16 protein-coding genes are annotated in these 15681 nt (G+C 67.0%); 1 reads left to right on the forward strand and 15 read right to left on the reverse strand.

Annotation, left to right across the window (positions count from 1 at the left end):
* Positions 1 to 94 precede the first annotated feature (94 nt).
* From ACJ7IV_RS09615 to ACJ7IV_RS09625, 3 genes are all read right to left on the reverse strand, one after another.
* On the reverse strand, positions 95 to 706 hold the full coding sequence (locus tag ACJ7IV_RS09615) for a superoxide dismutase (RefSeq protein WP_161430379.1): 612 nt from the start codon (positions 704 to 706) through the stop codon (positions 95 to 97).
* A 207-nt stretch (positions 707 to 913) separates the two neighbouring features.
* Complete coding sequence (locus ACJ7IV_RS09620; RefSeq protein WP_483864202.1) at positions 914 to 1840, reverse strand: electron transfer flavoprotein subunit alpha/FixB family protein; 927 nt, start codon at positions 1838 to 1840, stop codon at positions 914 to 916.
* Positions 1837 to 2589 (reverse strand): electron transfer flavoprotein subunit beta/FixA family protein, encoded by a 753-nt coding sequence (locus ACJ7IV_RS09625; RefSeq protein WP_483864203.1) that lies wholly within the window; start codon positions 2587 to 2589, stop codon positions 1837 to 1839. The genes ACJ7IV_RS09620 and ACJ7IV_RS09625 overlap by 4 nt, the downstream gene beginning before the upstream one ends.
* Positions 2590 to 2926: 337 nt before the next feature.
* Here ACJ7IV_RS09625 and ACJ7IV_RS09630 point away from each other — a divergent pair, with 337 nt between their 5' ends.
* Entirely contained in the window at positions 2927 to 4639 is a 1713-nt protein-coding gene (locus ACJ7IV_RS09630) for an electron transfer flavoprotein-ubiquinone oxidoreductase (RefSeq protein WP_483864204.1), read from the forward strand.
* Between the two features lie 117 nt (positions 4640 to 4756).
* Here ACJ7IV_RS09630 and ACJ7IV_RS09635 read toward each other — a convergent pair whose 3' ends face one another.
* The 12 genes from ACJ7IV_RS09635 to fabG all read right to left on the reverse strand — a co-directional run bounded on the left by ACJ7IV_RS09635 (position 4757) and on the right by fabG (position 15679).
* Positions 4757 to 5581, reverse strand: coding sequence for a sulfurtransferase (locus ACJ7IV_RS09635; protein ID WP_483864205.1), 825 nt, complete (start codon positions 5579 to 5581; stop codon positions 4757 to 4759).
* Positions 5578 to 7773 (reverse strand): ATP-dependent helicase, encoded by a 2196-nt coding sequence (locus ACJ7IV_RS09640; RefSeq protein ID WP_483864206.1) that lies wholly within the window; start codon positions 7771 to 7773, stop codon positions 5578 to 5580. The genes ACJ7IV_RS09635 and ACJ7IV_RS09640 overlap by 4 nt, the downstream gene beginning before the upstream one ends.
* Positions 7764 to 8324, reverse strand: a complete 561-nt coding sequence (locus tag ACJ7IV_RS09645) for a DUF1285 domain-containing protein (protein ID WP_483864207.1) — start codon at positions 8322 to 8324, stop codon at positions 7764 to 7766. Before ACJ7IV_RS09645 ends, ACJ7IV_RS09640 begins: the two co-directional genes overlap by 10 nt.
* A gap of 10 nt (positions 8325 to 8334) precedes the next feature.
* Positions 8335 to 9183: a TatD family hydrolase gene (locus ACJ7IV_RS09650; protein ID WP_483864208.1), complete on the reverse strand. Its 849-nt coding sequence runs from the start codon at positions 9181 to 9183 to the stop codon at positions 8335 to 8337.
* Between the two features lie 60 nt (positions 9184 to 9243).
* Entirely contained in the window at positions 9244 to 9579 is a 336-nt protein-coding gene (locus tag ACJ7IV_RS09655) for a PilZ domain-containing protein (protein ID WP_483864209.1), read from the reverse strand.
* A gap of 32 nt (positions 9580 to 9611) precedes the next feature.
* Positions 9612 to 10622, reverse strand: a complete 1011-nt coding sequence (locus ACJ7IV_RS09660) for a DNA polymerase III subunit delta' (protein WP_483864210.1) — start codon at positions 10620 to 10622, stop codon at positions 9612 to 9614.
* Entirely contained in the window at positions 10610 to 11254 is a 645-nt protein-coding gene (gene tmk, locus ACJ7IV_RS09665) for a dTMP kinase (RefSeq protein WP_483864211.1), read from the reverse strand. The genes ACJ7IV_RS09660 and tmk overlap by 13 nt, the downstream gene beginning before the upstream one ends.
* 10 nt (positions 11255 to 11264) lie before the next feature.
* Positions 11265 to 12272 (reverse strand): endolytic transglycosylase MltG, encoded by a 1008-nt coding sequence (mltG, locus tag ACJ7IV_RS09670; protein ID WP_483864212.1) that lies wholly within the window; start codon positions 12270 to 12272, stop codon positions 11265 to 11267.
* Between the two features lie 25 nt (positions 12273 to 12297).
* The gene (gene pabC / locus ACJ7IV_RS09675) at positions 12298 to 13101 is read right to left on the reverse strand and encodes an aminodeoxychorismate lyase (RefSeq protein WP_483864213.1); all 804 of its coding nucleotides are present in this window, start codon (positions 13099 to 13101) and stop codon (positions 12298 to 12300) included.
* 17 nt (positions 13102 to 13118) lie between these two features.
* Positions 13119 to 14357: a beta-ketoacyl-ACP synthase II gene (fabF, locus tag ACJ7IV_RS09680; RefSeq protein ID WP_483864214.1), complete on the reverse strand. Its 1239-nt coding sequence runs from the start codon at positions 14355 to 14357 to the stop codon at positions 13119 to 13121.
* Between the two features lie 211 nt (positions 14358 to 14568).
* Positions 14569 to 14802, reverse strand: a complete 234-nt coding sequence (acpP, locus tag ACJ7IV_RS09685) for an acyl carrier protein (RefSeq protein ID WP_008956801.1) — start codon at positions 14800 to 14802, stop codon at positions 14569 to 14571.
* A gap of 133 nt (positions 14803 to 14935) precedes the next feature.
* Positions 14936 to 15679, reverse strand: coding sequence for a 3-oxoacyl-ACP reductase FabG (gene fabG, locus ACJ7IV_RS09690; RefSeq protein WP_282040664.1), 744 nt, complete (start codon positions 15677 to 15679; stop codon positions 14936 to 14938).
* Positions 15680 to 15681 lie beyond the last annotated feature (2 nt).

The following is a 15681-nucleotide window of genomic DNA, read 5'->3' on the forward strand; positions in this document are numbered from 1 at the left end:
GGCACAAGAAAAGGAACAAGGGGCGAATATAAAAACAGCGCCGCGACCCTAAGGCCGCGGCGCTGCGTGGTGAGACCGGAAGTCGGTCAGTCGATCAGGCGGTGGCCGCCTGGTAGCGACGCTCAACCTCGTCCCAGTTGATCACGTTGAAGAACTCGGCGATGTAGTCCGGGCGCTTGTTCTGGAACTTGAGGTAGTAGGCGTGCTCCCACACGTCCAGCCCCAGCACCGGAGTGTTGCCGTTGGAGATGGGGCTGTCCTGGTTCAGGCTGTTCTCCACCACCAGCTTCTTCTCCGGAGTGACGCAGAGCCAGGCCCAGCCGCTGCCGAAGCGACCCAGAGCGGCCTTTGTGAAGGCATCCTTGAAAGCCTCGAAGCCACCCAGCTCGCTGTCGATGGCCTCGGCCACCTTGCCCTTGGGCTGACCGCCGCCATTGGGCGACATCATCTGCCAGAACATGGAGTGGTTGGAGTGGCCGCCACCGTTGTTGATCACCGCCTGACGCTTCTCAGCCGGCACCTTGTCCAGATCGGCCAGCAGCTCGTCGACCGGCACGTCTTCCAGGCCGGTGCCCTCGAGAGCAGCGTTCAGGTTGTTGACGTAGGTCTGGTGGTGACGCGAGTGGTGGATCTCCATGGTCAGCGCATCGATGTGGGGCTCGAGCGCATCGTAGGCATACGGGAGGTCAGGGAGGGTATGTGCCATGTTGATCATCTCCTTTTGGTGGCTTTCATTGTGCTGCAACTCATTGAGATGCGGTCGCCGCATAGGGATTTCAACCGCACCGCACGCACTTTTTATCCTCCGGCCACCCTACCCCAGCCAGCGCGAATCCGTCTAGCGCAAGCCAGATGGCAGAAGGCCGGCCCCTGAGGGAGCCGGCCTTCTTGACGACGCCTCGAGGGGTCGCCGTTACAGCTTGCTCTCGAGTTCCGGAAGAGCCTCGAAGAGATCCGCCACCAGGCCATAGTCGGCGACCTGGAAGATCGGTGCCTCCTCATCCTTGTTGATGGCCACGATCACCTTGGAGTCCTTCATGCCGGCCAGGTGCTGGATGGCACCCGAGATGCCCACGGCGATGTAGAGGTCCGGGGCGACGATCTTGCCGGTCTGGCCCACCTGCATGTCGTTGGGAACGAAGCCGGCGTCCACCGCGGCACGCGAGGCGCCGATGGCCGCGCCCAGCTTGTCGGCGATGCCGTCGAGCAGCTTGAAGTTCTCGCCGTTGCCCATGCCGCGACCACCGGAGATGACCACCTTGGCGGCACCCAGCTCGGGACGGTCGGACTGGGCCAGCTCCTCCTTGATGAAAGTGGACTGGGCGTTGTCGGCCACGAAGTCCACGGCCTCGATGGCGGCGCTGCCGCCCTCACCCACCGCATCGAAGCCGGTGGTGCGCACGGTGATCACCTTCAGCGCGTCCTCGCTCTGCACCGTGGCGATGGCGTTGCCGGCGTAGATCGGGCGCTTGAAGGTATCCGCGGACTCGACGGCGATGATCTCGGAGATCTGCGCCACGTCCTTGAGCGCGGCGACCCGGGGCAGCACGTTCTTGCCGGTGGTGGAGGCCACCGCCAGCACGTGGCTGTAGTCTCCGGCGAGCTCAGCGATCAGCGCCGCGGTGGGCTCGGCCAGCAGGTGGGCATAGGCGGCATTGTCGGCCACACGGACCTTGCTGACGCCGTCGAGCTTGGCGGCGGCCTCGGCGATGGCGGAGACGCCTTCGCCGGCCACCAGCACGTCGATATCGCCGCCGATCTGTTGTGCCGCCGCGACCACATGGGCGGTGGCGCCGGCCAGGGCGCCGTCGTGATGTTCGGCCAGAACCAGAATGCTCATGAGATCACCTTCGCCTCGTTCTTGAGTTTGTCGACCAGCTCGTCCACCGAGCCCACCTTGACGCCACCCTGGCGCTCGGCCGGCGGCTCGACCTTGAGCAGCTTGACCTTCGAGGCCACCTCGACACCGAGGTCCGCCGGGCTCTTGACGTCCAGCGGCTTCTTCTTGGCCTTCATGATGTCGGGCAGCTTGGCGTAGCGCGGCTCGTTGAGGCGCAGGTCGGTGGTGACGATGGCCGGCAGGGAAAGCTCGACGGTCTGCAGGCCGCCGTCGATCTCACGGGTCACCTGCACCTTCTCGCCGTCCACATCCACGGCGGAGGCGAAGGTGCCCTGCGGCAGACCGGTCAGGGCGGCGAGCATCTGGCCGGTCTGGTTGTTGTCGGTGTCGATGGCCTGCTTGCCGAGGATCACCAGACCCGGCTGCTCCTCTTCCACCAGCTTGGCCAGCGCCTTGGCCGCCCCTAGCGACTCGACGCGCTCGTCGGTCTCGACATGGATGGCACGGTCGGCACCCAGCGCCAGCGCGGTACGCAGCTGCTCCTGGGCGGCCTTGGGACCGACGGTGACGGCGACGATCTCGGTGGCTACACCCTTTTCCTTCAGGCGCACCGCCTCTTCCACGGCGATCTCGCAGAAGGGGTTCATGGCCATCTTGACGTTGGTGAGATCGACGTCGGAGTTATCCGGCTTGACGCGGATCTTGACGTTGTAGTCGATGACGCGTTTGACCGCGACGAGTACTTTCATGATTTCCTCGCTTGGTTCTCGGAAGTTGAACCATCACAAATCCAATGGTGCGGTACTGCCACTGCCGACCGCACCTTCCTGGAACAGCCGCATAGAACGGCGTGGCATGCTCTTATATGTTTCATGCAAGCGTTTGATAGGCGCTGCATCGAAAAAACTGCCCCAATGTGCCATACCCTTGCGCACGGCAACAATCCCAATATCGGCCCCTCCCCGGAATCCCTGGCCGGCATGACACCGTGATTGCTCGATCGCAGGGGGTGACCTCGTTGAACTATTATGCCTATCATGGGGACAGGCTAGAAGCAAACGACCGTTTTAAATCGTTTCGACGTTGGTGGCATGGACCTCAGCGTCGACTCGGGCAGCGAGGAGAGAGCAGATGGAAGAACAAGTCGAACGCGAATCCATGGAATTCGATGTGGTCATCGTCGGCGCCGGGCCCTCGGGCCTGGCCGCCGCGTGCCGGCTGATGCAGCAGGCGAGCGAGGCGGAACAGGAGCTCTCCGTATGCGTGGTGGAGAAAGGATCCGAGGTGGGCGCCCATATCCTCTCCGGTGCCATCTTCGAACCCCGCGCCCTGCAGGAGCTGTTCCCCGATTGGGAGGAGCGTGGCGCCCCGCTGACCACCCCGGCCAGCCGCGACGAGGTCTACCTGCTCAAGGACGCCGAGAAGGGTCAGAAGCTGCCCAATGCCCTGGTGCCCCCCTCCATGCACAACACCGGTGGGGACATGCCCCGCTATGTGATCAGCGCCGGCAACCTGTGCCGCTGGCTGGCCGAGCAGGCCGAGGGACTGGGCGTGGAGATCTTCCCCGGCTTCGCCGCGCAGGAGGCGATCGTCGAGGAGGGCGTGGTCAAGGGCATCCTGATCGGCGACATGGGCGTGGGCGCCGACGGTCAGCCCAAGGATGGCCATATGCCGGGCATGGAGCTGCGCGCCAGGTACACCCTGTTCGCCGAGGGTGCCCGGGGCCATATCGGCAAGCGCCTGATCGAGGAGTATCGCCTCGACGCGGGCAAGGACCCCCAGCACTACGGCATCGGCCTGAAGGAGCTGTGGGACGTGCCCGCCGAGCAGCATGAACCCGGACTGGTGCTGCATGGATCCGGCTGGCCCCTGGACAAGCACACCCATGGCGGCTGGTTCCTCTACCATGGCGACAACCAGCAGGTGGTGGTAGGCCTGATCATGGACCTCTCCTACCAGAATCCCTGGCTCTCGCCCTTCGACGAGTTCCAGCGCATGAAGCACCACCCGGTGCTGGCGAAACATCTCGAGGGCGGCAAGCGGGTCGCCTACGGCGCCCGGGCCATCGCCAAGGGCGGGCTGAACTGCCTGCCGAAGATGACCTTCCCGGGTGGCCTGCTGATCGGCTGCGACGCTGGCACCCTCAACTTCGCCAAGATCAAGGGGTTGCACACCGCCATGAAGTCCGGCCTGGTGGCCGCCGAGACGGTATTCGAGGCGATCAGTGCAGGCGATGAAGGAGGTCAGGAGCTGACGGCCTTCACCGACAAGTGGGAATCCAGCTGGGCCTTTGCCGAGCTCAAGGAGAGCGCCAGCTTCGGGCCGGCGATCCACAAGTACGGCACCGTCTTTGGCGGCGCCTACAACTTCGCCGACCAGCTGTTGCGGGGCAAGCTGCCCAACGTCCACGACACCACTCCGGACCATGCCGCACTGAAGCCGGCCAGCGAATTCGAGAAGATCGACTACCCGAAGCCAGACGGCAAGCTCTCCTTCGACAAGCCCTCCTCGGTATTCCTCTCCAACACCAACCATGAGGAGGACCAGCCCTGCCACCTGAAGCTGGCCGACCCGGAGTTGCCGATTCGCGACAACCTGCCGGAGTACGCCGAGCCGGCCCAACGCTACTGCCCGGCCGGGGTCTACGAGGTGGTCGAGGGGGACGACGGCAAGCCGCGGTTCCAGATCAACTTCCAGAACTGCGTGCACTGCAAGACCTGCGATATCAAGGACCCGGCCCAGAACATCACCTGGGTGGCGCCGGAGGGCGGCGGCGGGCCGAACTATCCGAATATGTAAGCTGAAAGCTGGATAACAGCCTGAACAAGACCGCCTCCGGGGAAAACCCCGGAGGCGGTCTTGTTCCAGCTTCAAGCTTTCAGGAGCGAAGCGACGCTCTTCAAGCTTGAGCCGGGCTTAGGCTCCGGTCGCCACCGGGCGCACCGGGTCGCGGATCCACTCGCTCCAGGAGCCAGGATAGAGACGTGGCAACGGCCTGCCCGCCACGGCATAGGCGAGAATAGTGTGGCAGGCGGTGACCCCCGAGCCGCAGTAGGCCACTGACTCATCGGCCTGGGGCAGCTCCTCGGCCAGGCGGCGCGGGTCCTTGAAGCGTCCGTCCGCGCCCAGGTTCTCGGCGCTGGGGCGGCAGATTGCCCCCGGGATATGGCCCGCCACCGGATCGATGGGCTCGGCCTCACCGCTGAAACGCTCTCGGCTGCGGGCGTCCAGCTTGAGACCGCGCCCGGAGAAGACCGCATCGGCCCCCATCCAGGCCACGTCACGGTAGGCGGGAGACCAGTCGCCGGGACGCGGCGCCACGCCATCACCTTCGCGCAGCTCGCCACCGTGCCCCAGCCAGGCCTGGATGCCTCCGTCCAGCACCCTGACATCGGGGTGACCGGCCCAGCAGGCCAGCATCCACCACGCCCGTGCGGCTGCCAGCTGCCCGCCCATGTCGTCATACACCACCACCGGCACATCCGGCGCCACTCCCAACCTCTGGAGCGTCGCGGTAAAAGCCTCCTGGCGCGGCAGGGGGTGTCGCCCGCCCTCCCCCGGCGGTCCCGCGAGGTCGCGATCCAGGTCGAGGTGGTGGCTGCCCGGCAGATGGGCTTTCCACCAAAGGCCGTGGCCAGCGTCGGGCTCCCCCAGGCGTGCCCTGCAGTCCAGCAACCGCGGGGGACGCGCCCCCTCCAGGGCCTCTTCCAGCTCCCAGGCGGCGATCAAGGGTTGGCTCATGGGCGTTCTCCGTTGAGCAGTTCGATAGGCGCCCGACGTGCGATCAAGCGCCGTCGGCCGGCATGGTGAAAGCGCACCTCGATCACCGGATTGTCCGGATCCCCCTCCACCAGGTCGATCTCGCCTTCACCGAACACAGCATGGCGCAGGCGCTGGCCCACGTCGAAGGTGCGATAGTCACTCCCGCCCTCGGCGACTCCCGGGTCGCTGCCGACCAGCGGCAGCTCCTCGCCCAGCCTGGCGAGATAGTGACGTACTAGCCCGGGGCGGGACACCTCGAGGGCCCCTTCACCCATCCCGTCCAGTCGCCGGGCCAGGCGATCACACTCCTCCCAGGCACTCTCGGCAAGGAAGCGGCTGGGTCGGTGGTCGCCACCGTCATGCAGCAGCAGCAACCGCTCCCGGGCACGGGTGATCGCCACATAGAAGAGCCTGCGCTCCTCCTCGAGCCGTTGCGGGGAGAGCGGGTTGTCACGGGTATAGTGGGGGAAGTCCTGTTCGTTGACGCCGGCAAGGGCCACCAGGGGCCACTCCAGCCCCTTGGCACCGTGCACGGTATTGATCAGCACGCCATCGTCACGGTTCTCCACCGGCCGGCTGAGCAGCTCGACGAAGGCCTCGGTATCGTTGCCCAGTTCGCTGGCCTGCTCCTTGAGCACGTCGAGCAGTCGCACGTCCTCCTCGCCCTTGTCGCGCCGCGCCGCGGCACGCTTGAGCACCTTTTCGGCATCGACCTCGGCCACTACGTGCTCGAGCAGCTCGGCCGGGGGACGGGCCGCCAGCCGCGGCAGCTCACAGAGCAGCGCCCAACGCTTCTTGAGGGTGCGCTTCTGGTGGGGTCTCAGGGGGGCCAGCAGCGGATCATGGGGCTCCGGCCAGCGCTGGCTCTCGGCCAGACGCAGGGCCAGCGCCTCGAGCCGCTCGCGAGCCACGAAGGGGGTCGGCTGGCCGAACAGCAGCGCCAGGTGCGCGGGGTCACGCAGTAGCCCCGGCTCACGCGCCAGGCGCAGGTAGCCGGCCAGCGCCTGGACCAGGGGCAGACGAAAGACGAAGCGGTCCTCCCGAGCCAGGCGAAAGGGGATCCCCTCGCGCAGCAGCGCCAGCTGCAACGGCACGGAGAGGGCCCAACTGCGCACCAGCACACAGGCCTCATGCAGCGCCCGCCCCTCCCGCTGCCAGGCCGCCAGGCCATCCAGCAGGCCGCGACTGCCCTGGCCCGCCGCGATCCGGGTCAGCGGGTTTCCGGGAGCCGCCAGGCACTGCTGGTCGGGGCGCCGGCGATTGGCTTCGATGGCGTGGTTGGCGGCCAGCGCCAGGGCATGGCCGTGGCGGAAGGTGGTGGAGAGCGGATAGTCCACGGCCTCTCCAAAGGTGGCGGTGAAGCGCTGGAGCATGGTCTCCGGATGGGCGCCACGCCACTCGTAGATGCACTGGTTGGCATCCCCCACCGCCATCACCTCGGCACGCTCGCCGGCGAGCAGCGCCAGCAGCCGCTGCTGGGCGACGTTGATGTCCTGATACTCGTCGATGATCACATGGTCGAGGTAGCCCTGGATGCGGCCGCGCAGGCCGGCATCCGCTTCCAGCGCGCGCAGGGGACGATAGAGCAGGTCGGCATAGCCCATCAGCCCATGCTGCTCCAGCAGCGCCTCGACCTGCTCGAAGGCGGCCGGAAAGTAGCGGGTCTCCTCACCGTAATCCAGCCGCTCGTGAAGCTCGCCGGCGGGAACCATCTCGGCCTTGACCAACGCACAGAAGTGGGCGAGTGCCTCGAGCCGCTCCGAATCCAGCGCCGACTCCCTGGAATCGGCATCCTGGTCGCCCAGGGTCAGCTGAGTGGCCTGGCGCAGCAGGCGCTCGAGCTGCCAGTCGGCGGTAAGCAGCTGGCGGGGCGCCAGCGCCCCCCAGCGGGTCAGGCTGCCACTCAGTCGGTGGCCCAGGGAGTGGAAGGTGCGCACATCCGGCAACCGCTGGCCCGGAGGCGCCATGGCTGCCAGGCGCGCCTGGAAGTCCTCGCGTGCCGACCGGTTGAACATCAGCACCAGGATACGCTGCGGTGCCACCCCCCGTTCGAGCAGGTGCAGCACCCTGGCCACCATGGTGGTGGTCTTGCCGGACCCCGCCACCGCGGCAACACGCGCATGCCCGGCGCCGTGCTCGACCACGGCACGCTGCTCGTCGGTCAGCCGCACGCCGTCTCGCCGTCAACCAGGCCCAGCGGATGCCATACGCCTCCGCTATGGAGCCCCAGGGCTTCACGGCCGTCATCCAGGGTAAAGGAAGCGGCCTCTTCGACCAGCCGATAGAAAACGTTGCGCCCAAGGCGTGCGGCCAGGCCGAAGCGCACCGGGACCTCGGGCACGCACTCACCGGCAGGGGTCTCGCTGAGGGTGAAGGGATGGCCGGCATCCAGCGCCAGGCGGTCACCCATGTTGGTGGTCAACCACCACAGGCCGTCGGCGCCAGGCTCGGCGTCGACGATCAGGAAGGGGCGATCCTCGACACGGATCAGCTGCTTCTCGGCCGGGGTGACCAGCGCATGGCGACCGTCGGCTTCCCGGCGCAGGATGGTGGAAAGCAATCGCACCAGTCGTGGGCGGGACATGATGGTCCCTTCGTGTATCCAACGCCCGTCGGCGGCGATCACCAGGTCCATCTCCCCCTCGTGTTCGGGGTGCCAGTCACCCACCGGGGGGATCTCACCCTCGGGGTCGATCTGTGCCACCAGCGGCTCCAGGTCCATCGCCTTCCTCCTACGTGACCAGCCCGGCACCCTGCAGGATGCCACGCATCTCCTCGGAGACCTCGGGGACGGCGGCACGGAACAGCCGATAGAAGTTGGCGGTGGTCTGCATGGCGACCTCCTCCACGCTGATCCCGCGCTCGGCCGCAATGCACTCGGCCACTTCCACCACCCAGCCCGGCTCGTTGGGCTTGCCGCGATGGGGCACCGGGGCCAGATAGGGGCTATCGGTCTCGATCAGCAGCCGATCCAGGGGTACCTGCCTGGCGACCTCGCGCAGCGCCTTGGCACTGTGGAAGGTGACGATCCCGGAAAGCGAGATATAGAAGCCGTGGCGTACCGCCTCACGGGCCATCTCGAGGTCCTCGGTGAAACAGTGCAGCACACCGCCGATAGCGGGATCGGTGTGCTCGCGGATGAGCGCCAGCGTCTCGTCGCGCGCCTCGCGAGTATGGATGATTACCGGCAGCTGGAGCTCCCTGGCGGCGATCAGCTGGCGGCGAAAGCGCTCGCGCTGCACTTCCCGAGAGGGCACCGTCTCCGGCGCCTTCTTCAGGTAATGATAGTCCAGCCCGCACTCGCCGATGGCTACCGCGCCGTAGCGGTCGGCAACCGCCTTGATCGCCTCCACGTCGGGCTCCTCGTCGACCCGGTGCAGCGGGTGGATCCCGGCGGAGATCACCACGTCATCGTGTTCACGGGCGATGGCGGCGACACCGGGCACCTCATCCAGGGTGACGCCGATGGCCAGGAACTGCTTGACCCCGCGTGCCCGGGCAGCATCCAGGGTGGCGGCGAGGTCTCCGCCGTGGGTGGCGGGATCGAGGCGATCGAGGTGACAGTGGGAGTCGACAAACATGCGGTATATCCGGATGACAGATGAATGGCTCGAAGCTCGAAGCTCGAAGCTCGAAGCTGATTAAAGCGTATAGGTCGGCGTACCCTTGTCGAGGTGCCCGGCGAGCAGGTTCTCGATGCGGTCGCGCACGGCCTGGTCGGCGGCACTGAAGTGGATGCCCACCCCGGGCATCCGCCGGCCGGTGACGCCTTCCGGCGAGACCCACACCACTTGGCCGGTGACCGGTACGCGCTCGCTCTCGCCGGGCAGCGTCAGCAGCAGGTAGATCTGCTGGCCCAGTTCATAGCGCTCGCGAGTGGGCACGAAGATACCGCCCCGCTCGAGCGCCGGCATATAGGCCGAGAGCAGGGTCTGGACGTCCTGGATATTCAGCGACAGAGCCTTCTGGGCGGCCATGGGCCCCTCCTTCAACGTTCACGGGCGGCGCATCATGAGCGCAACAGCGCGGACCAGCGCACCAGCCAGGCTTCCAGCACCAGCTGCGGGTTGGGGTTGCCGCCGGCCGCCAGCAGCCTGCGCTCTTCACGGGCGTAGTCGAGCAGGCGGAACCAGTCACGCACCCGGGCGTTCTTGACCGCCTGACGGTAGAGCGGCAGCAGGTCGGGATTGCACAGGCCCTCGGCATCACCGGAAAGCCCCAGGCGAATCAGATCCTCGAGCCAGGCGATACCGTACCACAGGATGGCGTCGATGGACTGGCGATCGAGTCGGGCGGCCTCGGCCACGGGCTCGCCCCCCCGCACCAGCGCCTCGAAGGTCTCCACCAGCTGCTGGCGCAGGGCCCTGGCCTCGGGCTCGGCCAGGCTCAGCGCCTGCAGCGGCAAGCCACCGGCCACCGTCAGCCAGAAGCGCGCCTCCTCCTCGTCGCCGAGGTGCTCGGTGAGCCAGGGCAGGCAGTTGGACGCGGCGGGGGGCGCCAGGCTCCAGTGCTGGCAGCGCGAGCGAATGGTAGGCAACAGACGGGACGGGATATCCGAGAGCAGCAGGAAGAGGGTCCGCTCACCAGGTTCCTCCAGGCTCTTGAGCAGCGCGTTGGCGGCGGCCACGTTGAGCGCCTCGGCCGGGGCGATGAGAATGACCCGATAGCCCCCCTGCTGGGCGGTCTGGGAAACGACATGGTTGATCTCGCGGATGGCGTCGATGCGGATCTGGCGCTTGCCCTCCTCGAGTTCGACGCTCATCAGATCGGGATGGTAGCCGGAGGCCAGCATGCGGCAGCCATGGCAGCGACCGCAGGCCACCGCACCGGGTTCGGCGCACAGGGTCCGGGCGGCCAGGGCATCCACCAGCGAACGCTTGCCCACCCCCCGCGGCCCGGAAATCAGCAGCGCGTGGGGCAGTCGGCCGCTGTCGGCCAGGCGGGTCAGCTCGGCGAATCGGCCAGCCAGCCAGGGCAGCGGTTCCAGGGTGGTGATCGGCGTAGAGTTCAGCTCTGCCATGCGGCCACCCGTGCCTCGAGCACACTCTCGATCTGTTCGGCGACCGCCTCCCGTGAGCGGGCCGCATCGATGACGGCGAAGCGTTGCGGTGCAGCGGCGGCACGCGCGAGGTAGGCCTGGCGGACCGCCTCGAAGAACTCGGCGCGCTCCTGCTCGAAGCGGTCACGCCGCTCGCCGCGCTGATCCAGACGCTGCTGGGCCGCCGTCATCGGCATGTCGAGGAGCAGGGTCAGGTCGGGGGCCAGGCCCCGCTGGACGAAGGCCTCGAGCTCGGCGATGCGCGCGCTGTCGATGCCGCGCCCGCCGCCCTGGTAGGCGAAGGTGGCATCGGTGAAGCGGTCGCACACCACCCAGGCGCCGCGCGCCAGAGCCGGACGGATCACCTGTGCCAGGTGCTGGGCACGGGCGGCAAACACCAGCAGCAGCTCGGCGTCATCATCCAGCGGTTCCGGCTCATCGGGGTCGAGCAGCAGGCGACGGATAGCCTCGGCGCGTGGCGTGCCGCCGGGCTCGCGGGTCTGGACCACCTCGAACCCACGCGCCTCGAGCCAGCCAACGACCCGCTCGAGATTGGTGGACTTGCCCACACCCTCGCCCCCTTCCAGGGTAATAAAGCGTCCGCGCTCGGCCATATGAATCTCCTTACTGGCGATTACGGATATACCGGTTCACCGCATTATTGTGCTCGCGCAGGGTGCGCGAGAAGTGGTGCGTACCATCGCCCTTGGAGACGAAGTAGAGCGTCTCACCGGGCAGCGGGTCGACCGCGGCTTCCAGCGAGGCCCGCCCCGGCAGTGCAATCGGCGTCGGCGGCATGCCGGCGATGACATAGGTGTTGTAGGGCGTGGCCTCGCGCAGGTCGGCGCGGGTGATGTTGCCCTCGTAGCGCTCCCCCATGCCGTAGATCACCGTGGGATCGGTCTGCAGGCGCATGCCACGCTCCAGGCGACGCTTGAAGACCCCGGCGATCTCACGACGCTCCTCGGGGGCCCCCGTCTCGCGTTCAATCAACGAGGCCATGATCAGCGCCTCGTAGGGGGTATCGAACGGCAGGTCATCGGTGCGCTGGGCCCAGACCTCCTCGAGGGTCTCCTCCATGCGCGAGAGCGCCTGCTCGAGAATCTGCAGGTCGCTCGCGCCCTTGTGATAGAGGTAGGTATCGGGAAAGAACCAGCCCTCCGGATGTTTGCCCTCGCGGTCGAGCAGTGCCATCACCTCCTCGGCGTCGAGCCCCTCGGTACGGTGCTCCAGCTTGGGCGCCGCATCCAGAGCGGCTCGCATCTGGCGGAAGGTCCAGCCCTCGGGAATGGTCAGCGGATAGCTCACCAGGCGATCGCTGCCCAGCAGTTCGAGCAGTTCGCGGCCGCTCATGCCGGGCTCCAGCCGGAACTCCCCGGGGCGCAGTCGCGGCAGGCTCTCAGGCTCGAGGCGCGCCAGCACACGGAAGGCCCAGTCATCCTCGATCACGCCCCGGGCCGCCAGGTCGCCAACCACCCGATGGTAGCCGGCCCCGCGGGGCACCTCGTAGAGCATCGTCTCGCTGATCGCGATGGGAGCCGTAAGGCGCGACTGCCAGTAGCGATAGCCACCGAACAGCGCCGCCGCGACCACCATGGCCAGCACAAGCAGGAAGATCAGCACTCGCCGCATCGGAGTCCTCGTGAGTCAGTAGAGTTCAGGGGCAGGCGTAGCCCAGCAAGGCGTGGGCCTCGGCCTGAAAGGTGCGATGCGTGGCCCCGAGCGACCAGCGACGTCGTTCGACACCGGCGGCATCATCGAGGCACACGACCGGCCAGACGCCCTGCACGGAGTTGCCAAGCCACACCGCCTCGGCATTCGTCAGCGCCTCGTCCCCCGCCTCGACCTCGTGGATATCGAGATGGGAGATCAACGCCTCGCGCAGGGTCCCCGCCACACCGCAATGTGCGAGGCGCGGGGTCTCCAGACGACCGGCGCGTTGCCAGAAGAGGTTCATGGCGGTGGCCTCGACCAGCCGCCCCGCGTCATCGCGGAGCAGCCCCTCGGCGATCGCATCATCGTTCCACTCGGCGCGTGCCAGCACATTCTCGAGACGATTGAGGTGCTTGATCCCGGCGAGCAGCGGCTGGCTGGCGAGGCGTAGCCGACAGTGACGAACCCGCACCCCCTTCTGCCAGCGCGACTCGGCGGGGGCGAAGTCGGCGAACTGCCAGCGAAGCCGCGGTTCGGGGGCCGCCGGCGGGCGATAGCCACGCCCGCCGCTGCCCCGGGTGAGAATCAGCTTGAGCACCTCGAGCCCAGGCCCCGCCTCGGCCAGGGGGGCGGCCAGGTCATGCTCTGCCGGCATGGGAATGCCCAGAACATGGCATCCCCGGGCCAGCCGCGCCAGGTGTTCGTCCCACAGTAGTGGGCGGCCAGCCCTGACCAGGATGGTCTCGAAGAGGCCATCACCGTAAGCGGCGCCGCGATCGTCCAGCGGCCAGGCAGCCTGCTCACTCACACGCGGCTCCACCCGCCTCAGACCCGGGTGAAGACCAGGGTGCCGTTGGTACCACCGAAGCCGAAGGAGTTCGAGAGTGCCACGTCGACCTTCATCTCACGGGCGGTGTGGGGCACATAGTCGAGCTCGCAACCCTCCTGGGGGTTGTCCAGGTTGATGGTGGGCGGCGCCACCTGGTCTCGGATCGCGAGAATCGAGAACACCGCCTCGACGGCGCCGGCCGCCCCCAGCAGATGACCGATCATCGATTTGGTGGAGCTCACCGCCACCGACTTGGCCGCCTCGCCCATCACCTTCTGCACCGCCCGGCTCTCGGCCAGGTCGCCGGCGGGGGTCGAGGTGCCGTGGGCGTTGATATAGTCGATCGAGGACGGGTCGAGACGTGCATCCCGCACGGCGTTGGCCATGGAGAGAGCCGCACCGCTGCCGTCCTCGGGCGGGGCGGTCATGTGATAGGCATCATCGCTCATGCCGAAACCGGCCATTTCCGCATAGATGGTCGCTCCGCGCGCCTTGGCATGCTCATACTCTTCCAGCACCAGCACGCCGGCACCGTCGGAGAGCACGAAGCCATCGCGGTCGCGGTCCCAGGGCCGACTGGCCGCCTGGGGATCATCGTTACGCGTGGACAGCGCCCGCGCCGCCGAGAAGCCGCCCAGGCCCAGCGGGGTGGTGGCCATCTCCGCACCACCACAGACCATCACGTCGGCATCGCCATAGGCGATGGTGCGGGCACTGTAGCCGATGTTGTGGGTACCGGTGGTGCAGGCGGTGGTGATCGCGATGTTGGGACCGCGGAAGCCATGCTGGATCGCCAGGTTTCCGGAGATCATGTTGATGATCGACCCCGGCACGAAGAACGGCGAGATGCGCCGCGGCCCACTCTTGAGCAGGGCACTATGGTTGTGTTCGATCATCGGCAGCCCGCCGATGCCGGAACCGATGGCCACACCGATGCGGTCGGCGTTCTCTTCCGTGCACTCGATGCCGGCATCCTGGATCGCCTGAGCCCCGGCCGCCACCCCATACTGGATGAACAGGTCCATCTTGCGGGCTTCCTTAGGATTCAGGTAGGGACTGATATCGAAGTCCTTCACCGAACCGCCGAAGCGCGTGTTGAAGCCGCTGACATCGAAGTGCTCGATGGGGGCGATACCGCTGTTGCCGGCCACGATGTTGCGCCAGCTCTCTTCCACGGAATTCCCCACCGGCGTGACCAGGCCCAAGCCGGTCACCACTACCCGTCTACGTGTCATCAGCGTTCCTCCAGGCGTCCAGGATGATTGCGGCCCGACCGGGCCGCCTGTTTCGGCGCATTATAACGAGTCTCCCCGCGAGATGCCGCCCCGGCGGCGCACATGAGAACCGTCCGGGTGCGAAAAAGCCGCCCCTTGGGGCGGCTTTCCAGGGGCCGTTCCGGCGAGGACGGCCCCGAGCATCAGCAAGCGGTATCGACCGCCACCAGACTTACTGGTGGGCGTTGACGTAGTCGATGGCTTCCTGAACGGTGGTGATCTTCTCGGCTTCCTCGTCGGGAATCTCGGTATCGAACTCCTCCTCGAGCGCCATGACCAGCTCGACGGTATCCAGGGAGTCGGCACCCAGGTCCTCGGTGAAGGAGGAGCTGTTCTGGATGTCCTCTTCCTTGACGTTCAGGCGCTCGGCCACAACCTTCTTAACGCGCTCTTCGATGGTGCTCATTATGACGTACTCCAGTCGTTCACATTGGCCGTCCAGATGACCAGCCGTTTGGGGTTCCAGATCCGCAAGCCGGAAGCTGCGGGGTAGTGTATAGAGCCCCCGGGGCCGGCGCAACCGCCGGACCCGGCACCTCTCAACGCATGTTCATGCCGCCGTTGACATGCAAAATCTCGCCGGTGATGTAGCTGGCTGTCTCGCCGGTAAGGAAGCCCACCGCCGCGGCGATCTCCTCGGGCTGGCCGAGGCGCGCCAGCGGAATCTGCGTGAGCAGTGCCTTGTGCTGCTCCTCGGGCAGCGCCTCGGTCATGTCGGTGGCGATGAAGCCGGGCGCCACCGCATTGACGGTGATAGCACGCGAGGCCACTTCACGAGCCAGAGCCCGGGTGAAGCCCTCCATGCCCGCCTTGGCGGCAGCATAGTTGGTCTGCCCCAGGTTGCCCATGCTGGCCACCACCGAACTGATGCTGACGATGCGGCCGAAGCGCGCCCGGGTCATGCCGCGCAGGCAAGCCTTGCTGACGCGATAGACCGACTTGAGGTTGGTGTCGACGACGTCGTCCCACTCCCCTTCCTTCATGCGCATCAGCAGGTTGTCACGGGTAATCCCGGCATTGTTGACCAGGATGGTCGGTGCGCCGAACTCCTCGGTAATCGCCTTGACCAGGCCGTCGACGCTGGCCTGGTCGGTGACATCGAGACGCCGACCGGCACCCTGGATGCCCTGGGCCTTGAGGTCGGCATCGATCTTCTCGGCGCCGGCATCGCTGGTCGCGGTACCGATCACGATGCGCCCCTGGCGGCCAAGCTCGTGGGCGATGGCCCGGCCGATGCCGCGGCTGGCCCCGGTGACCAGGGCGACTCTGGTTTCGCTAGTCATGG

Source organism: Halomonas sp. C10-5 (assembly GCF_057169305.1).